We start from the raw sequence: 25,523 nt of genomic DNA, 5'->3' as shown, positions 1-25,523 counted from the left end.
GATCACCGGGGCCGCGTCAAGATCGAGCAAAACGGACGGTTAGGCTCGTCCGCATGAAACGAAGCGTGCTGACCCGCTACCGCGTCATGGCCTACGTGACCGCGGTCATGCTCCTGATCCTCTGTGCCTGCATGGTGGCGAAGTACGGCTTCGACACCGGCGCCGGGCTGACCTTCGCGGTCTCCCAGGCCCACGGCGTCCTCTTCATGATCTACCTGGTCTTCGCCTTCGACCTGGGCTCCAAGGCCAAGTGGACCTTCGGCAAGCTGCTCTGGGTGCTCGTGTCGGGCACGATTCCGCTGGCCGCCTTCTTCGTCGAGCGCAAGGTCCGCGCCGAGGTGGAACCGCTGGTCAGCGACTCGCTGGCGACCGCCAAGGCCTGATCTCCGCCCCGTACGAGGCGAGCGTCACCCACCCCCGGGGCGACTCCCCGGGGGTTTGCCATCGACATTTACTAGGACGTCCTAGTAAATTCATGGGTATGGACGCTGACGCCATCGAGGAAGGCCGCCGTCGCTGGCAGGCCCGTTATGACAAGGCCCGCAAGCGCGAGGCGGACTTCACCACGCTCTCCGGCGACGAGGTCGAGCCGGTCTACGGGCCCCGGCCCGGCGACGCGTACGAGGGCTTCGAGCGCATCGGGTGGCCGGGCGAGTACCCGTACACCCGGGGGCTCCACGCCACCGGCTACCGGGGGCGGACCTGGACCATCCGGCAGTTCGCCGGGTTCGGCAACGCCGAGCAGACCAACGAGCGCTACAAGATGATCCTGGCCGCCGGCGGCGGCGGGCTCTCCGTGGCCTTCGACATGCCGACCCTCATGGGGCGCGACTCCGACGACCCCCGCTCGCTGGGCGAGGTCGGGCACTGCGGGGTCGCCATCGACTCCGCCTCCGACATGGAGATCCTGTTCAAGGACATCCCGCTGGGTGACGTCACGACCTCGATGACGATCTCGGGCCCCGCCGTGCCCGCCTTCTGCATGTACCTGGTCGCCGCCGAGCGGCAGGGCGTGGACCCCGCCGTCCTCAACGGCACGCTCCAGACCGACATCTTCAAGGAGTACATCGCCCAGAAGGAGTGGCTCTTCGAACCCGAGCCGCACCTGCGCCTCATCGGCGACCTCATGGAGTACTGCACGAAGGGCATCCCGGCCTACAAGCCGCTGTCCGTCTCCGGCTACCACATCCGCGAGGCCGGGGCCACGGCCGCGCAGGAGCTCGCCTACACCCTCGCCGACGGTTTCGGGTACGTGGAGCTCGGCCTCTCCCGCGGCATGGACGTGGACGCCTTCGCGCCCGGCCTCTCCTTCTTCTTCGACGCGCACCTCGACTTCTTCGAGGAGATCGCCAAGTTCCGCGCCGCCCGCCGCATCTGGGCGCGCTGGATGAAGGAGGTCTACGGGGCGAAGAGCGAGAAGTCGATGTGGCTGCGGTTCCACACCCAGACCGCCGGCGTCTCCCTGACCGCGCAGCAGCCGTACAACAACGTCGTGCGCACCGCCGTGGAGGCCCTCGCGGCCGTCCTCGGCGGCACCAACTCCCTGCACACCAACGCCCTCGACGAGACCCTCGCCCTGCCGAGCGAGCAGGCGGCCGAGATCGCCCTGCGCACCCAGCAGGTGCTGATGGAGGAGACCGGCGTCGCCAATGTGGCGGACCCGCTGGGCGGTTCCTGGTTCGTGGAGCAGCTCACCGACCGCATCGAGGCCGACGCCGAGAAGATCTTCGAGCAGATCAAGGAGCGCGGCCTGCGCGCCCACCCGGACGGGCAGCACCCCATCGGGCCGATCACCTCGGGCATCCTGCGCGGCATCGAGGACGGCTGGTTCACCGGGGAGATCGCCGAGTCGGCCTTCCAGTACCAGCGGTCGCTGGAGAAGGGCGACAAGCGGGTCGTCGGCGTCAACGTCCACCACGGGTCGGTCACCGGCGACCTGGAGATCCTCCGGGTCAGCCACGAGGTCGAGACCGTCCAGGTACGGGAGCTGACGGCGCGCAAGGCCCGGCGCGACGACGCCAAGGTCACCGCCGCCCTGAAGGCGATGCTCGACGCCGCCCGGGACGGGTCGAACATGATCCCGGCCATGCTGGACGCGGTGCGCGCCGAGGCCACGCTGGGCGAGATCTGCAACGTCCTGCGCGACGAGTGGGGCACCTACACGGAGCCGCCGGGCTTCTAGCCCTTGCGGCGCGAAACGGCCGGCCGCGGCGCCCGTAGAGGGCGCCGCGGCCGGCCGTTTCGGTGCTCAGGCCGCGGCGGGGCCGCGGAGGCCGTGCATCAGGAGGGCCGTGAAGGTGGCCACCCAGAGCTCGTCCACCGGCTCGGAGCTCACCAGGGCGCGGTGCACCACCGTGCCCGCGATCACGTCGAAGATCAGGTCCGTGGTGCGGCCCGCGAGGGACTCGTCCTCCTCGTACGGGAGTTCGCCGCGGGCCTGGGCCCGTTCGCGGCCCAGTACGACGAGACGTTTCTGCCGGTCCACGATCGCCGACCGGATCCGGTCGCGCAGGGCCTCGTCCCGGGTGGACTCGGCGACGACAGCCATCAGGGCCGTACGGGCCTCCGGGCGCCGCAGCAGCTCCGCGAACTGCAGGACGACGTTCTCGATGTCGGCTTCCAGGGAGCCCCGGTCCGGGAGTTCGAGCGCGTCGAAGAGCTCCGCCACCGCGTCCACGACCAGCTCGTTCTTGCCCGCCCAGCGCCGGTAGAGGGTGGTCTTGGCGACCCCCGCGCGGGCTGAGACGTCGCCCATCGTCAGCTTCGACCAGCCCAGCTCCACCAGCGCGTCCCGGGTCGCGGCGAGGATCGCGGCGTCCGCGGCGGCGCTGCGGGGACGACCGGTGCGGCCGGGGCTGGGGTTGCGCATGGCCGAGACCATACCCGCCGGTAGCCGAGGCGGCCGCTGTGGTTCAGATCACGGGCCGCGAAAGGACCCGGACGGCCGCGGGGGGAGTTACGCTACGGCTCGTAGCGTAAGAGCGACAACCACGCGAAGGGCTACAGGCGCCAGGTGGGGACCCGGCGCCGATCAGCACCACGACCAGTATCACGACCAGCACCACGATCGCGACGGACGGCCGGTACGGCCAATTCACGCGATCTTTTTCGTCGGCGCGCGCACACGGGGGAGGATGTACGCATGCAGCCCAGAAACATGTCCATGAGCGGCGTCGTCGACCTCGCCGCGGTGAAGGCGGCCGGCGAGGCCAAGGCCAAGGCCGAGCAGGCCCGCGCCGAAGCGGCACGCCAGGCCGGTCAGGCCGGCGGGGCGGGTCCGTCCGCCGGTGCGGTGCCGCCGTCCGCGCTCGTCATCGACGTAGACGAGGCCGGCTTCGAACGCGATGTGCTCCAGCTTTCCGCCGAGGTCCCGGTCGTCCTGGACTTCTGGGCCGAGTGGTGCGAGCCGTGCAAGCAGCTCAGCCCGCTGCTGGAGCGTCTGACCGTCGAGGCGAACGGCCGGCTCGTGCTGGCCAAGGTCGACGTCGACGCCAACCAGATGCTGATGCAGCAGTTCCAGATCCAGGGCATCCCGGCCGTCTTCGCCGTGGTCGCCGGCCAGGTGCTGCCGCTCTTCCAGGGCGTGGCCCCCGAGCAGCAGATCCGCGAGACCCTGGCCCAGCTGGTGCAGGTCGCCGAGGAGCGCTTCGGGATCATCGGCATCGAGGTGGACCCGAACGCGGAAGGGCCCGCTCCGGCCGCCGCCGACGCCGACGAGGCCGAGGCCCCGGCCGGCCCGTACGACGCCCTGCTGGAGGCGGCCGTCGTCGCGCTGGACGCCGGTGACCTGGGCGGCGCGGTGCAGGCGTACAAGAACGTGCTCGCGGACGACCCGCTGAACACCGAGGCCAAGCTGGGCCTGGCCCAGGCGGAGCTCCTCGCCCGCGTCCAGCACATGAACCCGCAGGCGGTGCGTGCCGCGGCGGCCGAGAACCCGAAGGACCCGGCGGCCCAGATCGCCGCGGCCGACCTCGACCTGGTCGGCGGTCACGTCGAGGACGCCTTCGGCCGTCTGGTGGACACCGTGCGCGTCACGTTCGGTGAGGACCGGGACGCCGTACGGCTGCGGCTGTTGGAGCTGTTCGAGGTCATCGGCGCCGACGACCCGCGGGTGTCCGCGGCGCGCACGGCGCTCGCGCGAGTGCTCTTCTAGGCCCGATCCGGCCCGCTCCGGGCGGCCGACGATTTGTTGACACGTAGATAAACAGCGGCCGCGCTTTACCAAAACTTGGTAATCGCGGCCGCTGTTACTCGGAGTAAATCGAACCCCGTGAACTGTCCGGAGTGTTCACCATTCCACCGTTCTGTCGTGGCCTTGGGTAACACCCTGTGTTGCTGCCCGACCGCGACAGGTCGCACTCAGGTTATCTGGCCGTTACCCGCCAGTAACGAACCCCCTTGTGCCCCGGCCGGGAATGGACCACGATCGGCGACGCTCGGTCCTTCCCGCAGAGCCGCTCACTCGGAGCCGCGGTGAAGGGTCCCCACCGAGCCGGCCTGTGGCAGTGGCACCGGCCGTGGGACAGGGGGGTCTCTGCCACACCGGCGGGGCCTGTCCTCCAGGTTGCGCGAACGCGTGGCCCAGTGGTTGTCGCTCGGGGGTGATCGCCGGTGTTTCGGACGTGGCACAGCCGCGGCCCGGCCGCCTGCGCTCCTTCCCGAGGACGTAGCACTTCTCCCATCCCAGGACGGGCACGGCCCGGACCGGAGATGTACGTCCGAGAAGGAGGAACGAAATGAGTTCTCAGGTTCGTGGCGGGACCAGATGGAAGCGCTTCGCGCTCGTCATGGTGCCGAGCATCGCGGCCACGGCCGCGGTCGGTGTGGGTCTGGCGCAGGGTGCCCTCGCGGCGTCGTTCAGCGTCTCCGGCCAGGACTTCAAGGTCTCGGCCGACAAGCTCGACGGTCAGAACCTCATTCAGTACGGCGGTGTCGCCGAGGGGCACGACCTCAAGGGCAACCCGCAGCACCACCCGGTCACCATCTCCGGGTTCAGCAACGCCAAGATCACCAACATGTGCCAGTCCCTGGTCACCCCGACTCCGCTGGGCAACATCACGCTCCAGCTGAAGACCGGTCACAAGGGCACCCCGGCCGAGGCGACCAACATCTACCTGGATGTGGCCGAGCTCGACACCGACGCCGAGTTCACCAACCTGGACATCGGTGTCGCGGTCGGCGACCCGAGCCACAAGACCAAGCCGCAGGCCGGCACGGTCGCCAGCCCGTACGCGTTCTCGCAGCGCGCCGACCGGGCCATCCTGTCGAACGTCAAGCAGAAGGCGTGGGCGACCACGGCGGGCACCTTCAAGCTGCCCAACCTGAAGCTGCGCCTGCTGGGCGGCGACCAGCCGTGCTACCAGGACAAGGACGTCCAGGACTGACCGTCCTGATGCGTGACCGCGAGGCCGGGCGGCGACGGCTGCCGTTGCCGCCCGGCCTCGCGGGCTCCACAGATTTCTCCGTACCACCGTTTCCAGGGAGCTGTTGTCCATGAACCCCCAGGCCCCGGTTTACGTTCGCTCAGAAGACGACGCCTGGCTCACCGTGGTGTATTACCACTTCCATTCCTGGAGCGGTCGCCGTCCCTTCTGGGCCGGGCTGTTCACGCTCCTCGGTGGCTTCCCGATCGCGTACTTCCCGTACGCGGACCTCCGGCTGGGCAACGTCAGCCTCGCGATGGCCACCACAGGTGGCGCGGGCGCACTGATCATCGGTGTACTGCTGATCACGCTGGGCCTCGCGCTGTGGTTCCAGCAGACCATCCGCGTCTTCGCCGGCGTGGCCGCGATCCTGCTGGCCCTGGTGTCCCTGCCGGTCTCCAACCTCGGCGGCTTCGGGGCGGGATTCATCCTCTCCATGCTCGGCGGCGCGCTCGCCCTCTCGTGGGCACCCGGGCAGCCGGCGGACGAGGAGCCGGCCGGCCAGCAGCCGGCCGCGGCCACCGTGGACCTCGGCAAGACGGAGGCGGCGGCGGGGATCCACGGTATTCCGGGACCCCGCGAGACGGATACGGCACACGCGAGCGAGACGACTGCCCATGCCGATGGCGGGAGGAACAGTGCGGGGTGACGAGACGCAGCGGGGCGTGGCCCCAGGCGCAGAGTCCCGTGAGACCAAGGGGCCGCGCCACGCGGCGCCCAGGAAGTCGCTGCTGAACAAGATCCAGATACCCGTCGGCAAGACGATGGCGCTCGCGGCGATGCCGACGGCCGTGTTCGTCGGGATGGGCATGGCGCCGAAGCTCGCCGTGGCCGACGACAAGGAGATCCCCTTCGCGCCCGGCCCGTGCGTCACGCGGTCCGACGAACCCGCGGAGTCCGAGTCGAAGTCGCCGTCCCCCACCCCGTCGACGACGCCTTCGCCGAGCACCTCGCCCGGTGCGACGCCCTCGCCGTCCGCGTCGGCGGCCGCGAAGCCGAAGCCGAAGACGAGTGCCTCGCCGTCGGCGACCACGCCCCCGGCGAAGCAGGAGACGGCCCCGGCCGCGACCCCGACGCCGACCAAGAGCACGAACCCGCTGGACCCGCTGGGCGTCGGCGACGCGCTCAAGGGCCTCGTCGACGAGCTCGGCCGGCCCCTCAAGGACGGCCTGCCGAAGACGACCCCGACGCCGACCCCCACGCCCTCCACGACCGCCAAGCCGACCCCGACCCCGGACCCGGCCGCGGACGCGATCCGGGACGCGGCGAAGCAGGCGGGCGTCGACGTCTCGGAGCTGTCCGACGAGGTCAAGGACACCGCGAAGACCCCGAAGGACGAGACGGGCAAGGCGGGCGAGCGCGAGAACAAGGACAAGGACAAGGGAGAGGACGAGGACGAGGCCAAGCCCGAGGAGTCGAAGGACCCGGACGGGAAGGAACCCTTCCCCTGCCCGACCTACGACGCCAAGGCGCTGGCCGATGCCGAGCTGGAGCAGGGCATCCCGCTCCTGCCGGACGAGCCCTGGTACCTCGACAGCTCGCTGCTGACCCTCTACGGCCTGGACTACCACGGGATCGTCGAGGTGAAGACCGGCAGCGGCAAGATCAAGAAGGTCCTGAAGTTCACCGCGGACTCGCTGGACATCAAGGACCTGTACCAGACGGTCGGCAAGGACGGGCAGGTCGCGCACCTGAAGTCCCGTCCGGGCTCCACGTCCAAGATCCGCGGCGGCACGGTGACGATGTACACCGAGAGCCTCAAGGGGAACCTCTTCGGACTGATCCCGATCGAGTTCACCCCGAACAGCCCGCCGCCCCTGAACGTCCCCTTCGCGTTCTTCTCGAACGTCAAGGTCGTCCAGGCCGGCCAGTTCGGCGGCACCCTGACCGTCCCGGGCCTGAAGAACTACATCGGCCCGCCGGAGTAGTCCCGTACGGCAGCAGTCACCTGGCACACGGTCACCCGGAGAACGCACCGAGGGCGACACCGCGGATCCCGATCGGATCCGCGGTGCCGCCCTCGGTCTCTGTGCGGCAGAGTTCAGGCTTCAGGCGGTGCGGCGCGTCAGTCGCGGCCGGCGTCGCCGCCCAGGTGGTGGACCCGGACCATGTTGGTGGTGCCCGGGACGCCGGGGGGCGAGCCGGCGGTGATGACCACGGTGTCGCCCTCGTTGTAGCGGCCGAGCTTGAGCAGCTCGCCGTCCACCAGGTCGACCATCGCGTCGGTGTTGTCCACGTGCGGGACGACGTACGACTCGACGCCCCAGCTCAGCGCGAGCTGGTTGCGGGTGTTCACGTCCGTGGTGAAGGCCAGGATCGGCTGCGTGGAGCGGTAGCGCGACAGGCGGCGGGCGGTGTCCCCGGACTGGGTGAAGGCGATGAGCGCCCTGCCGTCGAGGAACTCGGCGATCTCGCAGGCCGCGCGGGCGACGGAGCCGCCCTGGGTACGGGGCTTCTTGCCCGGGACCAGCGGCTGGAGGCCCTTGGAGAGGAGCTCCTCCTCGGCCGCCGTGACGATCTTCGACATCGTCTTGACGGTCTCGATCGGGTAGGCGCCCACCGAGGACTCGGCGGACAGCATGACCGCGTCCGCGCCGTCGAGGATCGCGTTGGCGACGTCGGAGGCCTCGGCGCGGGTCGGGCGGGAGTTGGTGATCATCGACTCCATCATCTGGGTCGCGACGATCACCGGCTTGGCGTTGCGGCGGCACATCTCGATGAGCCGCTTCTGGACCATCGGGACCTTTTCGAGCGGGTACTCGACGGCCAGGTCGCCACGGGCCACCATGACCGCGTCGAAGGCCGCGACCACGGCCTCCATGTTCTCGACGGCCTGCGGCTTCTCCACCTTGGCGATGACGGGGACCCGGCGGCCCTCCTCGTCCATCACCTTGTGGACGTCCTTGACGTCGTTGGCGTCGCGGACGAAGGACAGGGCGACCATGTCGCAGCCCATCCGCAGGGCGAATCGGAGGTCGTCGACGTCCTTCTCCGACAGGGCGGGGACGTTCACGGCGGCACCCGGCAGGTTGATGCCCTTGTGGTCCGAGATGACACCGCCCTCGATGACGATGGTCCGGACCCGGGGGCCCTCGACCTCGGTCACCCGGAGCTCGACGTTGCCGTCGTTGATCAGGATCTGGTCACCCTTGGCGACGTCGCCCGGGAGACCCTTGTAGGTGGTGCCGCAGATGGACTTGTCGCCCGGGACGTCCTCGGTGGTGATGGTGAACTCGTCACCGCGCACCAACTCGACGGGGCCCTCGGCGAAGGTCTCCAGACGGATCTTCGGGCCCTGGAGGTCGGCGAGGACGCCGACGGCGCGCCCGGTGTCCTCGGAGACCTGCCGGACGCGGTCGTACCGCTCCTGGTGTTCTGCCTGGGATCCGTGGCTGAAGTTGAATCGGGCCACGTTCATACCTGCCTCGATGAGCGCTTTCAGCTGCTCATACGAGTCGACGGCGGGGCCCAGCGTGCAGACGATTTTGGAACGGCGCATGACTGGATCCTATCGGTTTGTTTCGTAGCGGAATATTCCGTCTGGTGGAAAGTCCAAGTGACTAGTGGGTAACCAGCGCGTACGCCTGGGTGGCGATCTCCAGTTCCTCATCCGTCGGGACCACCGCCACGGCCACCCGGGCATACTCCGCCGAAACCAGCCGCGGCTGCGGGGAACGCGCCGCGTTGGCTTCGAGATCCAGCGCCAGGCCCAGCTCGGCCAGGCCGTCCAGCGCGGCCTCGCGGACCTGGTGGGCGTTCTCGCCGACCCCGGCCGTGAACGCCACCGCGTCCACCCGCCCCAGGACCGCCGAGTAGGCGCCGATGTACTTCTTCAGCCGGTGGACGTACGCGGCGAAGGCGAGGCTCGCCGCCTCGTCGCCCTCGCCCGCCCGCCGGAGCACCTCGCGCATGTCGTTGTCGCCGCACATGCCCAGCAGACCGCTCTTCTTGTTCAGGAGCGAATCGATCTCATCCACCGAGAGGCCCCCCACCCGCGCCAGGTGGAAGACGACCGCCGGATCGAGGTCGCCCGAACGGGTCCCCATGACCAGACCCTCCAGCGGGGTCAGGCCCATGGACGTCTCCACGCACACCCCGCCCCGGACCGCCGAGGCGGAGGCGCCGTTGCCCAGGTGCAGCACGATCACGTTCACGTCCTCCACCGGCCTGCCGAGCAGCGCGGCCGTCGCCCGGGAGACGTAGGCGTGCGAGGTGCCGTGGAAGCCGTACCGCCGGATGGAGTACGCGTCGGCCGTCGCGGCGTCGATCGCGTACCGCGCCACGTGCTCCGGCATCGTCGAGTGGAAGGCGGTGTCGAAGACCGCCACCTGCGGAAGGTCCGCGCGCAGCGAGCGCGCCACCTCGATGCCCGTCACGTTCGCCGGGTTGTGCAGCGGAGCCAGCGGGATCAGGTTCCGGATCTCCGCCAGCACCTCGTCGTCGATCACGGTCGGCTGGGTGAACCGCGTCCCGCCGTGCACCACCCGGTGCCCCACCGCCGCGAGTTCGGGGGAGTCCAGGCCCATCCCGTCGGCGGCGAGCTCGGCGGCCACGGCCTTCAGCGCCGCCTCGTGGTCCGCGATCGGGCCGAGCTGCTCGCGCTTGCCGCCGGCGGCGTCCGGGGCCGAGTCCCCGGTGATCCGTTCGTGCACCAGCCGCGAGGTCTCCTCGCCGATCCGCTCGACCAGGCCGACCGCGAGCCGGGACCGGTCCGCCATGTCGAGGAGCTGGTACTTGACCGACGAGGAGCCGGAGTTGAGGACGAGTACGCGCGATGCGGTCACGATGAGGGTCTTTCCTTGTCTCGGGCGGCGGGGCGGGAGAGGGGGCGGGAGAGGGGGCAGGCGGTGGGTCAGGCGGTGGCCGCGGGCGACGGCCCGCCCTGCGACTGGATCGCGGTGATGGCCACGGTGGTGACGATGTCCTGCACGAGCGCGCCGCGCGAGAGGTCGTTGACCGGCTTGCGCAGACCCTGGAGCACCGGGCCGACCGCCACCGCGCCCGCCGAACGCTGCACGGCCTTGTACGTGTTGTTGCCGGTGTTGAGGTCGGGGAAGATCAGCACCGTCGCGCGGCCGGCCACCTCCGACCCGGGCAGCTTGGTCGCGGCGACCGAGGGCTCCACGGCCGCGTCGTACTGGATCGGGCCCTCGATCTGCAGGCCGGGGGCCTGCTCACGGACGATCTCGGTGGCCTTGCGGACCTTGTCCACGTCCGCGCCCGAACCGGAGGTGCCGGTCGAGTACGAGAGCATCGCGATCCGCGGGTCGACACCGAAGGCGGCGGCGGTGGCGGCCGACTGGACGGCGATGTCGGCGAGCTGCTCGGCGTTCGGATCCGGGTTGACGGCGCAGTCGCCGTAGACGAGGACCCGGTCGGCCAGGCACATGAAGAAGACCGAGGAGACGATGGACGCCTCCGGCTTGGTCTTGATGATCTCGAAGGCGGGGCGGATGGTCGCCGCGGTGGAGTGCACCGAGCCGGAGACCATGCCGTCGGCCAGGCCCTGCTGGACCATCAGCGTGCCGAAGTAGTTGACGTCGGTGACCACGTCGTTGGCGAGCTCGACGGTCATGCCCTTGTGGGCGCGGACCTGGGCGTAGTACTCGGAGAAACCTTCCCGCAGAGGAGAGGTCGCCGGGTCGATCAGCTGTGCGCCCGAGATGTCGACGCCGAGGTCGCCGGCCTTCTTCAGGATCGCCTGCTCGTCGCCCAGCAGGGTCAGGTCGCAGACGCCCCGGCGCAGCACCACGTCCGCGGCGCGCAGCACGCGCTCCTCGGTGCCCTCGGGCAGCACGACGCGGCGGCGCTCCGAGCGGGCCCGCTCCAGCAGCTCGTGCTCGAACATCATCGGAGTGACCCGCTCCGAGCGGGCCACCGAAAGCAGGTCGCGCAGCTCGCCGGTGTCCACGTGCCGCTCGAAGAGGCCGAGCGCGGTCTCCAGCTTGCGCGGGGTCGCGGAGTTCAGCCGGCTCTGCAGCGAGAAGAGTTCGGCGGCGGTCGGGAAACTGTTGCCGGCCACCGACACCACGGGCGTGCCCGGGGCCAGCTTCGCGGCGAGCGTCAGGACTTCCCTGCTCGGCCGCTCGTTCAGGGTGAGCAGCACACCGGCGATCGGCGGGGTGCCCGAGGTGTGCGCGGCCAGCGCGCCGACGACCAGGTCGGAGCGGTCGCCGGGGGTCACCACCAGGCAGCCGGGGGTCAGGGCGTTCAGGAAGTTCGGCAGCATGGCGCCGCCGAAGACGAAGTCCAGGGCGTCGCGGGCCAGCCCGGCCTCGTCGCCGAGGAGCACCTCGCCGCCGAGCGCCCGGGTGATCTGGGCGACGGTCGGGGCGGAGAGCGACTTGTCGTCCGGCAGGACGTAACAGGGCACGGGGAGCCGGGCGGCGAGCCGCTCGGCTATGAGGTCGCGGTCCTCCGGGGCCACCCGGTTGACGACCATCGCGACGACGTGGCAGCCCAGGGTCTCGTAAGCGCGGTAGGCGTTGCGGGCCTCGGCGCGCACCGCCTCGGCGTGGTGCCTGGTGCCGCCGACGACGGGGACGACGACCGCGCCCAGCTCGTTGGCGAGGCGGGCGTTGAGCGCCAGCTCGTCCGGGAGGTTGGTCTCCGCGTAGTCGGTGCCGAGGACGAGCATGACCTCGTAGTCGCGGGCCACCCGGTGGTAGTGGTCGACCAGCCGGGAGACGAGTTCGTCGGTGCCCTTCTCGGCCAGGATCGCCGAGGCCTCCTGGTACTCCATCCCGTACGCGGTCGCGGAGTCCTGGTCGATCCGGTAGCGGGCCTTCAGGAGCTCGAAGAGGCGGTCCGGTCCGTCGTGGAGCAACGGACGGTAGACGCCGACCCGGCCCGTCTGCCGGGTCAGGAGCTCCATGATCCCCAGCTCGACGACCTGGCGGCCGTCGCCCCGCTCGATACCGGTCACGTACACGCTGCGCGTCACGCCCGCACTCCGTCCCATGCTGTGGATGTCTGTTTGGCCTGGCTTGACCCCTTGACAATACCTCTGCCAATAGATAGGGCGCGCCCCGGGAAAGGGCCTGGCCGGGAGGGTCGAAAGACCCGGGAACCGGAGCAGCACATCACGCGCGGCACCCCGGGCCCGTGGAACAATCGGACAGGCTTCACCATTACGCCCTTCATATGTACGGCAGGAGACACAGCACGATGCGTATCGGAGTTCTCACCGCAGGCGGCGACTGTCCGGGGCTCAACGCTGTCATCCGGTCGGTCGTACACCGCGCCCTGGTCGGGCACGGGGACGAGGTCATCGGTTTCGAGGACGGGTTCAAGGGCCTCCTCGACGGCCACTTCCGCCCCCTCGACATCAATGCCGTCAGCGGCATTCTCGCCCGCGGCGGCACCATCCTCGGCTCGGCGCGCATGGAGCGCGCCCGCCTGCACGAGGCCGCCGAGAACGCCGCCGAACTGGCGACGCGCTACGGCATCGACGCCCTCATCCCGATCGGCGGCGAAGGCACCCTGACCGCCGCCCGGATGCTGTCGGAGGCCGGGATGCCGATCGTCGGCGTGCCCAAGACCATCGACAACGACATCTCCTCCACCGACCGCACCTTCGGCTTCGACACCGCCGTCATGGTCGCCACCGAGGCCATCGACCGCCTCAAGACCACCGCAGAATCCCACCAGCGCGTGATGGTCGTCGAGGTGATGGGCCGCCACGCGGGCTGGATCGCCCTGGAGTCCGGCATGGCCGGCGGCGCCCACGGCATCTGCCTGCCGGAGCGCCCCTTCGAGGTGGACGCCCTGGTGAAGATGGTGGAGGAACGATTCGCCCGCGGTAAGAAGTTCGCCGTCATCTGCGTCGCCGAGGGCGCGCACCCGGCCGAGGGCTCCATGCCGTACGAGAAGGGCGCCATCGACCAGTACGGTCACGAGCGCTTCGCCGGCATCGGCAACCGCCTCGCCATCGAGCTGGAGCACCGCCTCGGCAAGGAGGCCCGCCCGGTCATCCTCGGCCACGTCCAGCGCGGCGGCGTGCCCACCGCGTACGACCGCGTGCTCGCGACCCGCTTCGGCTGGCACGCCGTCGAGGCCGTCCACCGCGGCGACTACGGCAACATGACCGCCCTGCGCGGCACCGACATCGTCATGACCCCGCTCGCCTCCGCCACCACCGAACTGAAGACGGTCCCCGAGGACCGCATGTACGAGGCGGAGTCCGTCTTCTGACCCGCCCGGCCGGGACCTGCGCCCCTGCCGGGCCGGGACCTTCGGCCCCACTTTCCCGCCGGACGGCCCCGGAGCCGGCGCTCCGGGGCCGCTCTGCGCCTCCGCGCCTCCGTGCCCCGGTCCCCCCTGGTTAGGATTCCGGCCGGGGGACGAGCCGGCCGAGTCGCGCGACGGACCGGGCCCGCACACCGGGCCCCCTCCTCCGCCCACCCGCACTCGATGGAAAGGTGCCCCACTCCAGTGGCGACCAGCTCCGCCGTCCGGACCGCCGAACCGGTCGACAACCGACCGGGGCCCCGGGCCACCGGCCCCGCCGCACGGCGCAGCCCCACCGTCCTCGCCGCGGCCCTCGCCGCGTCCTGGGCGGTGCCCCTGCTGCTCCACGCGGTCGCCCTCGACGTGCTGCTCCTCCCCGTCCTGGTCCTGACGATCGCCGCCCTGATCCGGGTGGGCGGCGGACTGCTCGACCGTCTCGTGGTCGCGGCCTTCCTGCTCTGCGGCGCCGTGATGGGCTTCGGCCTGCTCTTCTCCGTCTGGCCGTGGGGCCTGGCCCCCGTGCCCGGGGCCGGCCTGCTGCTGACGATCGCCTCCGTCGCCGGCTGGCTGGCCCGCCGCCGGCCCCGCATCCCGCTGCGGCTGCGCGGCTCGGACGCGCTGGTCGCCGGCACCGTCGCCGTGGTCTGGCACTACGTCCACCACCCGGTGGCCGGCAAGTCGGCCGCCGACCGGCTGGCCTACTTCGTCACGTCCGAGGACCGGATGGGGCACTTCTCGTACTTCACCGGCATCCGGCAGGTCGGCGGCTACGCCTTCCTCCACCAGGACGCCGCCCGGACGTACATGATGACGCCGTCCGAGGCGGTCTACCCGCAGGGCTCCCACTTCCTGCTGGCCTGGGTCGACGCCCTGGTGACGTCCTCGGCCGAGGCGGGCTCCGCCCTCGCCATGACGAACCGGTACTTCCTCTACGTCCTGGCCGCCTACGCCCTGTTCTGCGGGGCGCTGGTCTGGGCCGCCCGCTGGATCGGCGGCCCGCGCCTGCGCGGCTGGCGCGCGGCCGCGGTCTGCGCCACGGCCGCCGCGGTGATGATGTCCGGATCGATGGCGGAGCTGATCGAGCGGGGCTTCGACTCCGAGACGATCGGCCTGCTGTTCCTGGCCGTCGCCCTGGCCCTGCTGGTGCGGCCCGCGGCGGGCCGGACCGAGTTCGTCCTGCTCGCGGCGGCCGGCCTGATCGCCGTCACCTACGTCTACAACCTCTACGGCGCCCTCGTCGGCATCGCCCTGGTCGCGGCGCTGCTCGTCCACCGCCGCCGGTTCGCCGGCCGGTGGATCCCGGTCCTCGGGGCACTCGTGGCCGCCACCCTGGTGGCGGGACTGCCCAGCGTCTTCTCCGTCCTCACCAAGCTGGACGTCGCCAAGACCTCGAACCTGGCCGGCCCGATGGTCATCCCCGACCGCCCGGTGTTCATCGGGCTCGGACTGCTCGCCGTGGTCGCGGGCACCCTCCCGGTGAACCGCCGGACGGGCATCGGACGGACGGTGCCGGCCCTCGTCATCGGCGGGGCCGCGCTGATCGGCGTCTTCGGCGCCTGGCAGAAGCACACCATCGGCTACTACTCGTACTACTTCGAGAAGCTGACCGCCGCCGGCCTGGTCATCGCCCTGCTCTCGCTCGGCCTGATCGGACTGATGCTGCCGCCCGCCGGCGGGACGGCGGGCACCGCGCTGCGCCGCCGCGCGGACCTGCTGCTGCGCTCCTGCCTCGCGGCGGCCGCGGCGCTGGCGCTGTTCGGCGGCGTCCAGTGGGGCGTGCCCTCCGGCTGGGGCCACCCCTCGGCCTGGTACGGCAGCCCCATGCTCAAGTGGAGCCGGGGCGAGGCGAAGAGCAGCGACATCGGCCCGCCGGCCGCCGCCCTCACCGGGCGCGACCTGCCCGGTGTCACCACCCCAGTGATCGCCCTGTACGGCAACGACGCCTACCTCAACCTCAGGTCGACCTTCCTCGCCCAGATCCTCACCCACCAGGCCGGCAACATGGTCGGGCTGTACGAGGTCTTCCACGTCAAGGTCGGCGGACCCGCGACGGCCGGGGAGGAGGAGTACCAGACCTCGCTGGGCCACCTGAAGACCGCGATCGCCTCGTGCCCGGCCCCGCCGACCGTCCTGGTGGGCGACCGGAAGACCGCCGACCGGCTCAGGACCGACCTGGCGGCCGCCGGCAGCGCGGCCACCGTGGTCCACGCGCCGCTGCCCTAGCCGGGTCCTACGTCGTACCGCCCGCGAGCTGCCAGAAGCGGTCCACGATCTCCAGGAGGAACTCCCGGCCGGCGTCGCCGCTGGCGGCCTCGCCCCCGCCGCCGCCCCAGCTGAGCGTCGCCACCATCCGCGACTGGTAGTCGCCGTGCAGCTGCTCCAGCACCCACTCCAGGTTGGCCTTGGGGATCGGCAGCAGCTTGCCGAGCGGCTTCACGTACGCCTGCCAGCGCGTGGTCACCGCACTGCGCAGCAGCTCGGCCAGCTCCTCCTGCTTGCCGGTGGCCGTCACGAACTGGGCCAGCGTCAGACCGAGCACCGAGGCGAGGGCGGCGGACTGCCGTTCGTTGCCCTTCCAGCGCCCGGTGTCCTCCATCTTCTGGTACGAGTTCGTCTCCAGGCCGATCCGCCGGGCCAGTTCGTCCGCGGCGAGCCCCCGGGACATCCGGTGCTCCCGCAGGGTGACCGGCTCGGCGAGCAGCTCCCCGGGCGCGCACCAGAGCACGCCCGCGAGCGCCGTGAGTTCGACCGAAGAGGGTGATATCTCGCCACGCTCCCAGGCCATCACCGTCTCGGGCGCGACGACGAGTCCGTACTGGGCGCGCAGGCCGTAGGCGACATGTCCGGGAGCCATGCCCAGGGCCGCGCGCAGACGACGCGCGGCGGGGGCATTGAAAGGTGGGCTGGAGTGCACACCGCACACCGTAGGAGTGGCCGGGCGACGGCGCCTACAGACCAAACAAACAAGCCCATACCTCGTAGGAAAGTCCTATGGAGATAGGGGCTTTCGTCGGGTTTTCGGGCGACTGTCCGGTAATCGGTGAGCTGGAAGATCTTTTGATATGCATACGGTTCCAGCCAATGCCTGCCGACGCAAGGGTCGTCACACCCTCCACACAAGATGAAGCGGACACCTGCTCCGTCCCTTGCCTTGACGTCGGCGTCAAGGATTACGGTCGCTGCATGCGCATCGGCGAACTGGCGGAGCGGGCCGGGACCAGCACCCGGACGCTGCGGTACTACGAGTCGCGCGGGCTGCTCCCCGCACGGCGGGCCGGCAACGGCTACCGGACCTACGACGAGGACGACCTGCGGCTGCTGAGCCAGATCCGCGTGCTCCAGGACTTCGGCTTCGAGCTGGAGGAGACCCGGCCCTTCGTGGACTGCCTGCGGGCCGGCCACCCGGCCGGGGACTCCTGTCCGGCCTCGCTGGCCGTCTACCGCCGCAAGCTCGCCGAGCTGGACGGCCTGATCGGCCAGCTGGCCGACGTACGGGAGCAGCTGGCGGGGCAACTGGCCGATGCGGAGGCGGCTGCCGGAGAGGCGGCCGTGCCCAAGTGCGAGATGACCGGATGAGAGGGATGGGAACATGAAGGCTCACGGTGTGGCGGAAGTGACCGACGCGGACTTCGAGACCGAGGTGCTCGCGGAACGCGGGCGGCCGGTCCTCCTGGAGTTCACCGCGGACTGGTGCGGCCCCTGCCGCCAGATCGCGCCCGTGCTGTCCGCGGTCGCCGCCGAGGAGGCCGACCGGCTCAAGGTCGTGCGGATCGACGCGGACCGCAACCCCGCCGCCGTCACGCGGTACGGGGTGCTGTCCCTGCCGACCCTGCTCCTCTTCCGCGACGGCGAGCCCGTGCGGCAGATCGTCGGGGCCCGGCCCAAGCGCCGGCTCCTCCAGGAGCTGGAGGAGGAGCTGACGGCCGCCGCTACGGCCTGAGCCAGACCGTCGCCAGCGGCGGGAGGGTCATGCGCAGGCTGGCCGGACGGCCCTGCGCCGGCACCGGCTCCGCCCGCAGCGGCTGCGTGTGGTGGACGCCGCTGCCGCCGTAGACCTGGAGGTCGGTGTTGAGGACCTCCCGCCACAGCGGCACCTCCTCCGGCACGCCGATCCGGTAGCCGTGCCGGACCACGGGCGAGAAGTTCGACACCGCCAGCAGCTGCGAACCGTCCTGCGCGTACCGCAGGAAGGCGAACACGTTGTCCTCCGCGGCGTCCGCCTCCACCCAGGCGAAGCCCTCCGGCACGGTGTCCCGCTCCCACAGGGCGGGCGCCGCCGTGTACGTGCGGTTCAGGTCGCGCACCAGGTTCCGTACGCCCCGGTGGTCACCGGCCGCCGCGTAGGAGTCGTCCAGCAGCCACCAGTCCGGCCCGTACACCTCCGACCACTCCGAGCCCTGGGCGAACTCCTGCCCCATGAACAGCAGTTGCTTGCCCGGGTGGGCCCACATGAAGCCGAGGTACGCCCGGTGCGCGGCCCGCTTCTGCCACCAGTCCTCCCCGGGCATCTTGGACACCAGCGAGCCCTTGCCGTGCACCACCTCGTCGTGCGAGATCGGCAGCACGTAGTTCTCGCTGAAGGCGTAGATCATCCCGAAGGTCATGTCGTGGTGGTGGTACTTGCGGTGCACCGGCTCCTTCGACATGTAGCGCAGGGTGTCGTGCATCCAGCCCATGTTCCACTTCAGGCCGAAACCGAGCCCGCCGGAGTCCGTCGGCCGCGTCACGCCGTTCCAGGCCGTGGACTCCTCCGCGATCGTCACCACGCCCGGGCAGCGCCGGTACACGGTCGCGTTCATCTCCTGGAGCAGCGCCACCGCGTCCAGGTTCTCCCGCCCGCCGTGCTCGTTGGGCGTCCACTGGCCCTCGGTGCGCGAGTAGTCGAGGTAGAGCATGGAGGCCACCGCGTCCACGCGCAGCCCGTCCACGTGGAACTCCTCGCACCAGTACACGGCGTTGGCGACGAGGAAGTTGCGGACCTCCTTGCGGCCGTAGTCGAACTCCAGCGTCCCCCAGTCCGGGTGCGCCGCCCGGCGCGGGTCCTGGTGCTCGTACAGGGCCCGCCCGTCGAACTCCGCGAGGGCCCAGTCGTCGCGCGGGAAGTGCGCGGGCACCCAGTCGACGATCACCCCGATCCCGGCCTTGTGCAGCGCGTCCACGAGGAAGCGGAAGTCGTCCGGGGTGCCCATCCGCGAGGTCGGCGCGTAGAAGCCGGTGACCTGGTAGCCCCAGGAGCCCCCGAAGGGGTGCTCGGCGACCGGCATCATCTCCACGTGCGTGAAGCCCAGCTCCTTGACGTACGCGGGGAGCTGCTCGGCGAGCTGCCGGTACGAGAGCCCGGGCCGCCAGGACGCCAGGTGCAGCTCGTACACCGAGAAGGGGGCCTGGTGCGGGGGCCGCTCGCCGCGCCGTGCCATCCACTCCGCGTCCTGCCACACGTGGCCGGAGGCGGTGACCACCGAGGCGTTCGCCGGCGGGACCTCCGCGGACCGGGCCATCGGGTCGGCGCGCAGGGTGTGACTGCCGTCCGGGCGCGTGATGTCGTACTTGTAGAGCGCACCGGCGCCCACGCCGGGCAGGAACAGCTCCCACACGCCGCTCGCGCCGAGCGAGCGCATCGGGTGGGCGACGGAGTCCCAGTACGAGAAGTCCCCGGTGACGCGGACGCCCTGGGCGTTCGGCGCCCACACGGTGAACCGGGTCCCGGCCACGCCCTGGTGCTCCATCGGCTGGGCGCCGAGCGCCGTCCACAGCTGCTCGTGGCGGCCCTCGCCGATCAGGTGCAGGTCCAGATCGCCGAGAGCGGGCAGGAACCGGTACGGGTCGTGGATCTCGATCTCGTCGCTGTCGTACGCCACCAGGAGCCGGTACTCCGGCACGGCGGTCAGCGGCAGCAGCCCGGAGAACAGCCCGTCACCCTCGTCGAAGAGCTCGGCCCGCAGCCCCTTGGCGACGATGGTGACCGCCTTGGCGTAGGGGCGCAGCACGCGGAAGGCCACCCCGCCCCGCGCGGTACGGGCGCCCAGCACCCCGTGCGGATCGTGGTGGCGGCCCTCCAGCAGCCGCGCCCGTTCGTCACCGCCGAGCGCGGGCGCCGGCCGGACCCCGCGCGGAGGGGTGGCGCGGCGGGCCCGGGGCGCGCGGGGCTTCTTCGCCGCCGCCGGGGCGGGTACGGCTTCGTCGCGGACGGTCGGTGACGGCTGTCGTGCGGCGCTCACGCGAGCGGCCTCCTCGGGGGCTTCGGGCGGGGGTGGGGATGCGGGGAGATGGAACCGGGGGCGGGCGGGGTCGGCGGCACGCGGTGCGCGGGTCGCGCGGGTTCCGAGAGCCGCCGGATCGCGGCCATCGGGACGTGCAGCCAGTCGGGGCGGTGCCGGGACTCGTAACGGGCCTCGTACACCGCCTTGTCGGTCTCGTACGCCCGCAGCAGTACGGGATCCTCGCGGGGGTCCCGGCCGGTGGTGCGGGCGTAGCCCTCGCAGAAGGCGGCCCGGCAGTCGTCCGCCCAGGCGGGGGCGAACGGCCGGTGCGAGCGGGCGGCGTAGTCGAAGGAGCGCAGTATCCCGGCGATGTCGCGGACCGCCGGTTCGGGACGGCGCCGGTCGGCCAGCGGCCGGGCCGGCTCGCCCTCGAAATCGATCAACGACCAGCTGCCGTCGAGGGTGCGCAGGGTCTGACCCAGATGGAGGTCCCCGTGGATCCGCTGGGCGGGCACCCCCGCCCCCCGGGAGGCGGCCAGCGCGTCGAAGGCCCCCCGCAGCCCCGCCTCGTAGGGCCGCAGGGCGGCCACCTCGCGGGCGGTCGCGGCCAGCCGGGCGGTCATCCCGGCGGCCAGCCGGGCGGTCTGCTCCGGGCCGAGCGCGACGGTGGGCAGCGCGGCGGCGAGCGCGCTGTGCACCTCGGCGGTGGCCCGGCCGAGCGCGTGCGCCTCGGCGGTGAAGTCGTCCCCGGCGCCGAGCCGGCGCAGCGCGAGCTGCCAGCCGTCGTCGGAGCCGCGCAGGTACGGCTGGAGGACGCCCAGGGTCAGCGGCTCGCTCCCGGGCGGCTCGGCCTCGTACCAGGCGACGGGGGCCGGGACGCGGGCGCAGCCGGCGGCGGCCAGGGCCCGCGGCAGCTCCAGGTCCGGGTTGACCCCGGGGCCGACCCGGCGGAACACCTTCAGGATGAACGAATCTCCGTAGATCAACGAGGAGTTCGTCTGCTCTCCGGAGAGCGGCCGGGGCGAGAGCCCCGCCGGGATCGGCGTGGCCGGGTCCCGGTCGAAGCGCAGCGGCCCGAGGGTGCCGGGGGAGCGCAGCCGCTCCAGCAGCATGGCCGCGAGCCGCGGGTCGCCCAGCGCCTCGTAGACCGCCCGGCCGGCGTACGGGCCGTCCTCGGCGTGGCCGATCAGGGTGGGCGCGAGCGCGGGCGGCAGGGACGGGCGGATGCCCAGCAGCAGTTGATAGCAGTCCCCGTCGACGTCGAGGAGCAGGTGCAGCATCCCGGGGGTGGATCCCGGCGGCAGGAGCTCGGCCGCCGAGACGGTCCTGAGTCTGCTGATGGTGCGGCCCTTGCCCGCGAACCAGCGCTGTGCGGGCAGCCAGGCCCTCAGCATCGGTTCCAGCGGGGCGATCCCGGCGGCCCGGTCGGCCGTCAGCCGGCTCCGGGCGGATGCAGCCTCCGACATGGCGTCGCGTCCTTTCCCCGGGCCGTCACAGAATGCGCAGAGTGTCCCGGATGCGCGGCAGTTGCTTCTCCGGCATGTGCGAGTGTCGGGTCAGGATGGTCCGTACAGGGGCGGGCGATTGACCCATTCGAGCTGCCCGCCCCCCGCCGGCCCGCTAACCGTCGCGTTGCTCGCCGCGTCGCTCGCCGCGCTTCTCGGTCCGCAGCCGGAACCAGTAGAAGCCGTGTCCCGCCAGCGTCAGCAGGTACGGCCACTCACCGATCGGCGGGAAGCGCACGTCGCCCGTGAGCTCCACCGGGACCCGTCCGTTGAACGACCGAAGATCCAGCTCGGTGGGCTGCGCGAAACGCGAGAAGTTGTGCACGCACAGCACCAGGTCGTCCCCGTACTCGCGGAGGAACGCGAGCACCGCCGGGTTGGACGAAGGCAGTTCGGTGTACGAACCGAGTCCGAAGGCCGGGTTGGCCTTGCGGATCTCGATCAGCCTGCGGGTCCAGTGCAGCAGTGAGGAGGGCGACGCCATGGCCGCCTCGACATTGGTGACCTGGTACCCGTGGACCGGGTCCATGATGACCGGCAGGTTCAGCCTGCCCGGATCGCACGAGGAGAAACCGGCGTTGCGGTCCGGGGTCCACTGCATCGGGGTGCGGACGCCGTCGCGGTCGCCCAGCCAGATGTTGTCGCCCATGCCGATCTCGTCGCCGTAGTAGAGCACTGGCGAGCCGGGCAGCGACAGCAGCAGGGCCGTGAACAGCTCCATCTGGTTGCGGTCGTTGTCCAGGAGCGGGGCGAGCCGGCGCCGGATGCCGATGTTGGCCCGCATCCGCGGATCCTTGGCGTACTCGGCGTACATGTAGTCGCGCTCTTCGTCCGTGACCATTTCGAGGGTGAGCTCGTCGTGGTTGCGCAGGAAGATGCCCCACTGGCAGCGGTCCGGGATCGCCGGGGTCTTGGCCAGGATTTCGGAGACGGGGTAGCGCGATTCTCTTCGGACGGCCATGAAGATGCGCGGCATGACGGGGAAGTGGAAGGCCATGTGGCACTCGTCCCCGCCCTTGGCGAAGTCCCCGAAGTAGTCGACGACGTCCTCGGGCCACTGGTTGGCCTCGGCGAGCAGCACGGTGTCCGGGTAGTGCGCGTCGATCTCGGCCCGTACCCGCTTCAGGAGGTGGTGGGTGCGGGGGAGGTTCTCGCAGTTGGTGCCCTCCTCGGCGTACAGGTAGGGCACGGCGTCGAGTCTGAAGCCGTCGATGCCGAGGTCCAGCCAGAACCGCAGCGCGGAGACGATCTCCTCGACCACGGCCGGGTTCTCGTAGTTGAGGTCCGGCTGGTGCGAGAAGAAGCGGTGCCAGTAGTACTGCTTGCGCACCGGGTCGTACGTCCAGTTGGAGGTCTCGGTGTCGACGAAGATGATGCGGGCGTCCTGGTACTGCTTGTCGTTGTCGGCCCACATGTAGTAGTCGCCGTACGGTCCGTCCGGGTCCTTGCGCGACTGCTGGAACCACTCGTGCTGGTCGCTGGTGTGGTTCATGACGAAGTCGATGATCACCCGCATGCCGCGGGTGTGCGCCGCGTCCACGAACTCCACGAAGTCGGCGAGGTCGCCGAACTCCGGCAGCACGGAGGTGTAGTCGGAGACGTCGTAGCCCCCGTCGCGCAGGGGCGAGGCGAAGAACGGCGGCAGCCACAGGCAGTCGACGCCGAGCCACTGGAGATAGTCCAGTTTGGCGGTGAGCCCCTTGAGGTCCCCGACGCCGTCGCCGTTGCTGTCGTGGAAGGAGCGGACGAGGACCTCGTAGAAGACGGCCCGCTTGAACCAGTCGGGGTCTCGGTCCTTGGCGGGGGTGTCCTCGAAGGTGTCGTGGACGGGATCGTTGATCATCATGTGGTGGGTGACCCTCCGGTGGGCGGGGACGGTCGCAGAGCGGCCAGTACGTGCGCGGGCGTTCGGCCCGGCTCTAGGCGCACGTAGTTCGCCCTGCCCCAGTGATAGGTCTCGCCGGTGAGCTCGTCGCGCACCGCGAGGGACCCGTGCCAGTCGAGGCCGAGTACCGGCATGTCCAACGAGACCGTCGCCTCCTGGGTGTGGTGCGGATCGAGGTTGACGACCACCAGTACGGAATTGGCTCCGGCGTGCTTCGAATAGGCGATCACCTGTTCGTTGTCGGTCGAGTGGAAGTGGATGTCGCGCAGCTGCTGGAGCGCGGGGTTGCGGCGGCGCAGCCGGTTCAGGGCGGTGATCAGCGGGGCGATGGTGCGGCCCGCGCGGTCGGCGGCCTCCCAGTCGCGGGGCCGGAACTCGTACTTCTCCGAGTTCAGGTACTCCTCGCTGCCGTGGCGCACCGGGGTGTTCTCGCAGAGCTCGTAGCCGGAGTAGACCCCCCAGGTGGGGGAGAGGGTGGCGGCGAGGACCGCCCGCACCTCGAAGGCGGGACGGCCGCCCTCCTGCAGGTACTCGTGGAGGATGTCCGGGGTGTTCACGAAGAAGTTCGGCCGCATGACGGAGGCCGAGGTGGTGCCGGACAGCTCGGTCACGTACTCGGTCAGCTCGGCCTTCGTGTTGCGCCAGGTGAAGTACGTGTACGACTGCTGGAAGCCGACCGAGGCGAGCGCGCGCATCATGGCGGGACGGGTGAAGGCCTCCGCCAGGAAGATCACGTCGGGATCGGACTTGTTGATGTCCGCGATGACCTTCTGCCAGAAGACCACCGGCTTGGTGTGCGGGTTGTCGACGCGGAAGATGCGGACCCCGTGGTCCATCCAGTACCGCAGGATCCGGCAGGTCTCCTCGACGATGCCGGCCATGTCGGTGTCGAAGTGGACCGGGTAGATGTCCTGGTACTTCTTCGGCGGGTTCTCGGCGTACGCGATCGTCCCGTCGGCCCGGTGGCGGAACCACTCCGGGTGCTTCTCCACCCACGGGTGATCGGGGGAGCACTGGAGGGCGAAGTCCAGCGCGATCTCCAGGCGCAGCTCGCGGGCGCGCGCGACGAACGCGTCGAAGTCCTCGATGGTGCCGAGCTCCGGGTGGACGGCGTCGTGGCCGCCCTCGGTCGACCCGATGGCCCAGGGCACGCCCGGATCCCAACTCCCTGCGGACAGGGTGTTGTTCGGGCCCTTGCGGAAGGTGCTGCCGATCGGGTGGATCGGCGGCAGGTAGACCACGTCGAAGCCCATGTCGGCGATCGCGGGCAGCCGCTCCGCGGCCGTCCGGAAGGTACCGCTGACCGGAGCCTCGCCGGGCTCCAGCACCGCCCCCTCCGAGCGCGGGAACATCTCGTACCAGGAGCCGAAGAGGGCCCGCTTGCGCTCGACGAGCAGCGGCAGCGGCTTGGAGGCGGTGACCAGCTCCCGGTACGGGCGCCTGGCGAGCGCCGCGTCCACGGCGGGGTCGAGGGCGGCGGCGTGCCGTTCGGCGGCCGGCCGGTCCTCGTCGCGCATGATCTCGGCTGCGGCCAGCACGGCCTCGCGGCCGTCGCGCTTGGTGATCCGGGCTCCGGCCCGCTCGTAGAGCTCGGCACCCTCCAGCAGCATCAGCCCGGAGTCGATGCCGGCCGGGATCTTGATCGCGGCATGGGCCCGCCAGGTGGCCACCGGGTCGCTCCACGCCTCGACGGTGTACGTCCACCTCCCCTCGGCCTCGGCGGAGACGCGGGCCCCCCACCGGTCGGTGCCGGGGGCGAGCTCGCTCAGCGGTACGGGGGGCCGCAGCCGCCCGCTCGGATCACGCAGGACGATGTGTGCGGCAACGGCGTCGTGTCCCTCGCGGAACACGGTGGCCGAGATCTCGAAGACCTCGTCCACGACCGCCTTGGCGGGTCTGGCGCCGCAGTCGACGGCGGGGCGGACGTCCAGCACGGGAATGCGACCGATCATGATGGGATCACCTGGGGGCAGTTCGCAGGGCTCGGTGACAACAGGCCAGTCGGAGTCACGACTGGTAGTGCACGCTCTGTTCGCTCTGTTTCTAGCCGCTCGGAAGACGGCTGGGCTGCGGGCATGGCCGCTCCTGTCCGCGTTCACTCGGGTGGCGGGGAGAGGGTTTGTGGGCGGGTGCCTCGTGCTGTACGACGTGTACCCGGGGAGCCCTTCCCACTCTCGTCCGGCCCAATCCGCGCGCTCGGTTAACTACTCGTACGTAGTGGAACGGGCAATACCAAGCCCTGGATCGACATCCCGGCAGGGCTCCGTCAAGTCGGCCGGTA

At 70.9% G+C, this 25,523-nt stretch carries 19 protein-coding genes; 10 read left to right on the top strand and 9 right to left on the bottom strand.

Annotated features, from left to right (window positions below; all coding sequences use genetic code 11):
- The first annotated feature begins 53 nt into the window (after nucleotides 1-53).
- Nucleotides 54-383, top strand: a complete 330-nt coding sequence (locus ACFYZ4_RS20140; protein WP_351304289.1) for a DUF3817 domain-containing protein — start codon at nucleotides 54-56, stop codon at nucleotides 381-383.
- Between the two features lie 98 nt (nucleotides 384-481).
- Nucleotides 482-2,182: a methylmalonyl-CoA mutase gene (locus ACFYZ4_RS20135; protein ID WP_390784480.1), complete on the top strand. Its 1,701-nt coding sequence runs from the start codon at nucleotides 482-484 to the stop codon at nucleotides 2,180-2,182.
- Nucleotides 2,183-2,248: 66 nt separating this feature from the next.
- Here the strand turns inward: ACFYZ4_RS20135 and ACFYZ4_RS20130 are convergent, their stop codons facing one another.
- Nucleotides 2,249-2,869, bottom strand: a complete 621-nt coding sequence (locus tag ACFYZ4_RS20130; protein ID WP_030014167.1) for a TetR/AcrR family transcriptional regulator — start codon at nucleotides 2,867-2,869, stop codon at nucleotides 2,249-2,251.
- Between the two features lie 273 nt (nucleotides 2,870-3,142).
- Here ACFYZ4_RS20130 and ACFYZ4_RS20125 point away from each other — a divergent pair, with 273 nt between their 5' ends.
- From ACFYZ4_RS20125 to ACFYZ4_RS20110, 4 genes are all read left to right on the top strand, one after another.
- Nucleotides 3,143-4,153 carry a tetratricopeptide repeat protein gene (locus tag ACFYZ4_RS20125; RefSeq protein ID WP_390784479.1) on the top strand — a complete coding sequence of 337 codons (1,011 nt, stop codon included), beginning with the start codon at nucleotides 3,143-3,145 and terminating at the stop codon, nucleotides 4,151-4,153.
- Between the two features lie 583 nt (nucleotides 4,154-4,736).
- Nucleotides 4,737-5,384, top strand: coding sequence for a DUF6230 family protein (locus tag ACFYZ4_RS20120; RefSeq protein ID WP_351302725.1), 648 nt, complete (start codon nucleotides 4,737-4,739; stop codon nucleotides 5,382-5,384).
- 109 nt (nucleotides 5,385-5,493) lie between these two features.
- On the top strand, nucleotides 5,494-6,072 hold the full coding sequence (locus ACFYZ4_RS20115; RefSeq protein ID WP_351302722.1) for a DUF6114 domain-containing protein: 579 nt from the start codon (nucleotides 5,494-5,496) through the stop codon (nucleotides 6,070-6,072).
- A complete protein-coding gene (locus ACFYZ4_RS20110) occupies nucleotides 6,062-7,351 on the top strand; it encodes a hypothetical protein (RefSeq protein ID WP_351302719.1) in 1,290 nt (429 codons plus the stop codon). The genes ACFYZ4_RS20115 and ACFYZ4_RS20110 overlap by 11 nt, the downstream gene beginning before the upstream one ends.
- A 137-nt stretch (nucleotides 7,352-7,488) precedes the next feature.
- On the opposite strand, the gene pyk is transcribed toward ACFYZ4_RS20110, so the two are convergent.
- The 3 genes from pyk to pta all read right to left on the bottom strand — a co-directional run bounded on the left by pyk (nucleotide 7,489) and on the right by pta (nucleotide 12,366).
- Nucleotides 7,489-8,922, bottom strand: coding sequence for a pyruvate kinase (gene pyk / locus ACFYZ4_RS20105; RefSeq protein WP_384347081.1), 1,434 nt, complete (start codon nucleotides 8,920-8,922; stop codon nucleotides 7,489-7,491).
- A gap of 61 nt (nucleotides 8,923-8,983) precedes the next feature.
- Nucleotides 8,984-10,207 (bottom strand): acetate kinase, encoded by a 1,224-nt coding sequence (locus ACFYZ4_RS20100; protein WP_390784478.1) that lies wholly within the window; start codon nucleotides 10,205-10,207, stop codon nucleotides 8,984-8,986.
- A 68-nt stretch (nucleotides 10,208-10,275) separates the two neighbouring features.
- The gene (gene pta, locus ACFYZ4_RS20095; protein ID WP_384347075.1) at nucleotides 10,276-12,366 is read right to left on the bottom strand and encodes a phosphate acetyltransferase; all 2,091 of its coding nucleotides are present in this window, start codon (nucleotides 12,364-12,366) and stop codon (nucleotides 10,276-10,278) included.
- Between the two features lie 224 nt (nucleotides 12,367-12,590).
- Between pta and ACFYZ4_RS20090 the strand changes: the two genes are divergently transcribed.
- Both ACFYZ4_RS20090 and ACFYZ4_RS20085 read left to right on the top strand, forming a co-directional pair.
- On the top strand, nucleotides 12,591-13,616 hold the full coding sequence (locus tag ACFYZ4_RS20090; RefSeq protein ID WP_390784477.1) for an ATP-dependent 6-phosphofructokinase: 1,026 nt from the start codon (nucleotides 12,591-12,593) through the stop codon (nucleotides 13,614-13,616).
- Nucleotides 13,617-13,856: 240 nt separating this feature from the next.
- Nucleotides 13,857-15,875: a hypothetical protein gene (locus ACFYZ4_RS20085; RefSeq protein WP_390784476.1), complete on the top strand. Its 2,019-nt coding sequence runs from the start codon at nucleotides 13,857-13,859 to the stop codon at nucleotides 15,873-15,875.
- 7 nt (nucleotides 15,876-15,882) lie between these two features.
- On the opposite strand, the gene ACFYZ4_RS20080 is transcribed toward ACFYZ4_RS20085, so the two are convergent.
- The gene (locus ACFYZ4_RS20080; protein ID WP_384347091.1) at nucleotides 15,883-16,506 is read right to left on the bottom strand and encodes a helix-turn-helix domain-containing protein; all 624 of its coding nucleotides are present in this window, start codon (nucleotides 16,504-16,506) and stop codon (nucleotides 15,883-15,885) included.
- A gap of 329 nt (nucleotides 16,507-16,835) precedes the next feature.
- Here ACFYZ4_RS20080 and ACFYZ4_RS20075 point away from each other — a divergent pair, with 329 nt between their 5' ends.
- On the top strand, nucleotides 16,836-17,228 hold the full coding sequence (locus ACFYZ4_RS20075; RefSeq protein ID WP_351296483.1) for a MerR family transcriptional regulator: 393 nt from the start codon (nucleotides 16,836-16,838) through the stop codon (nucleotides 17,226-17,228).
- A gap of 13 nt (nucleotides 17,229-17,241) precedes the next feature.
- On the top strand, nucleotides 17,242-17,592 hold the full coding sequence (locus tag ACFYZ4_RS20070) for a thioredoxin domain-containing protein (protein ID WP_351296486.1): 351 nt from the start codon (nucleotides 17,242-17,244) through the stop codon (nucleotides 17,590-17,592).
- On the opposite strand, the gene glgB is transcribed toward ACFYZ4_RS20070, so the two are convergent.
- From glgB to ACFYZ4_RS20050, 4 genes are all read right to left on the bottom strand, one after another.
- The gene (gene glgB, locus ACFYZ4_RS20065) at nucleotides 17,582-19,870 is read right to left on the bottom strand and encodes a 1,4-alpha-glucan branching enzyme (RefSeq protein ID WP_351296489.1); all 2,289 of its coding nucleotides are present in this window, start codon (nucleotides 19,868-19,870) and stop codon (nucleotides 17,582-17,584) included. The genes ACFYZ4_RS20070 and glgB overlap by 11 nt on opposite strands.
- The gene (locus tag ACFYZ4_RS20060; protein ID WP_351296492.1) at nucleotides 19,867-21,318 is read right to left on the bottom strand and encodes a maltokinase; all 1,452 of its coding nucleotides are present in this window, start codon (nucleotides 21,316-21,318) and stop codon (nucleotides 19,867-19,869) included. Before ACFYZ4_RS20060 ends, glgB begins: the two co-directional genes overlap by 4 nt.
- Before the next feature lie 154 nt (nucleotides 21,319-21,472).
- On the bottom strand, nucleotides 21,473-23,203 hold the full coding sequence (treS, locus tag ACFYZ4_RS20055; protein ID WP_390784475.1) for a maltose alpha-D-glucosyltransferase: 1,731 nt from the start codon (nucleotides 23,201-23,203) through the stop codon (nucleotides 21,473-21,475).
- The gene (locus tag ACFYZ4_RS20050; protein ID WP_351296498.1) at nucleotides 23,200-25,194 is read right to left on the bottom strand and encodes an alpha-1,4-glucan--maltose-1-phosphate maltosyltransferase; all 1,995 of its coding nucleotides are present in this window, start codon (nucleotides 25,192-25,194) and stop codon (nucleotides 23,200-23,202) included. The genes treS and ACFYZ4_RS20050 overlap by 4 nt, the downstream gene beginning before the upstream one ends.
- Nucleotides 25,195-25,523 lie beyond the last annotated feature (329 nt).

It is taken from the genome of Streptomyces sp. NPDC001513, from assembly GCF_042894695.1.
Classification (GTDB): Bacteria; Actinomycetota; Actinomycetes; order Streptomycetales; family Streptomycetaceae; genus Streptomyces.
Note: the sequence above shows the minus strand (reverse complement) of the source record. Positions and strands in the feature narration are given on the sequence as shown.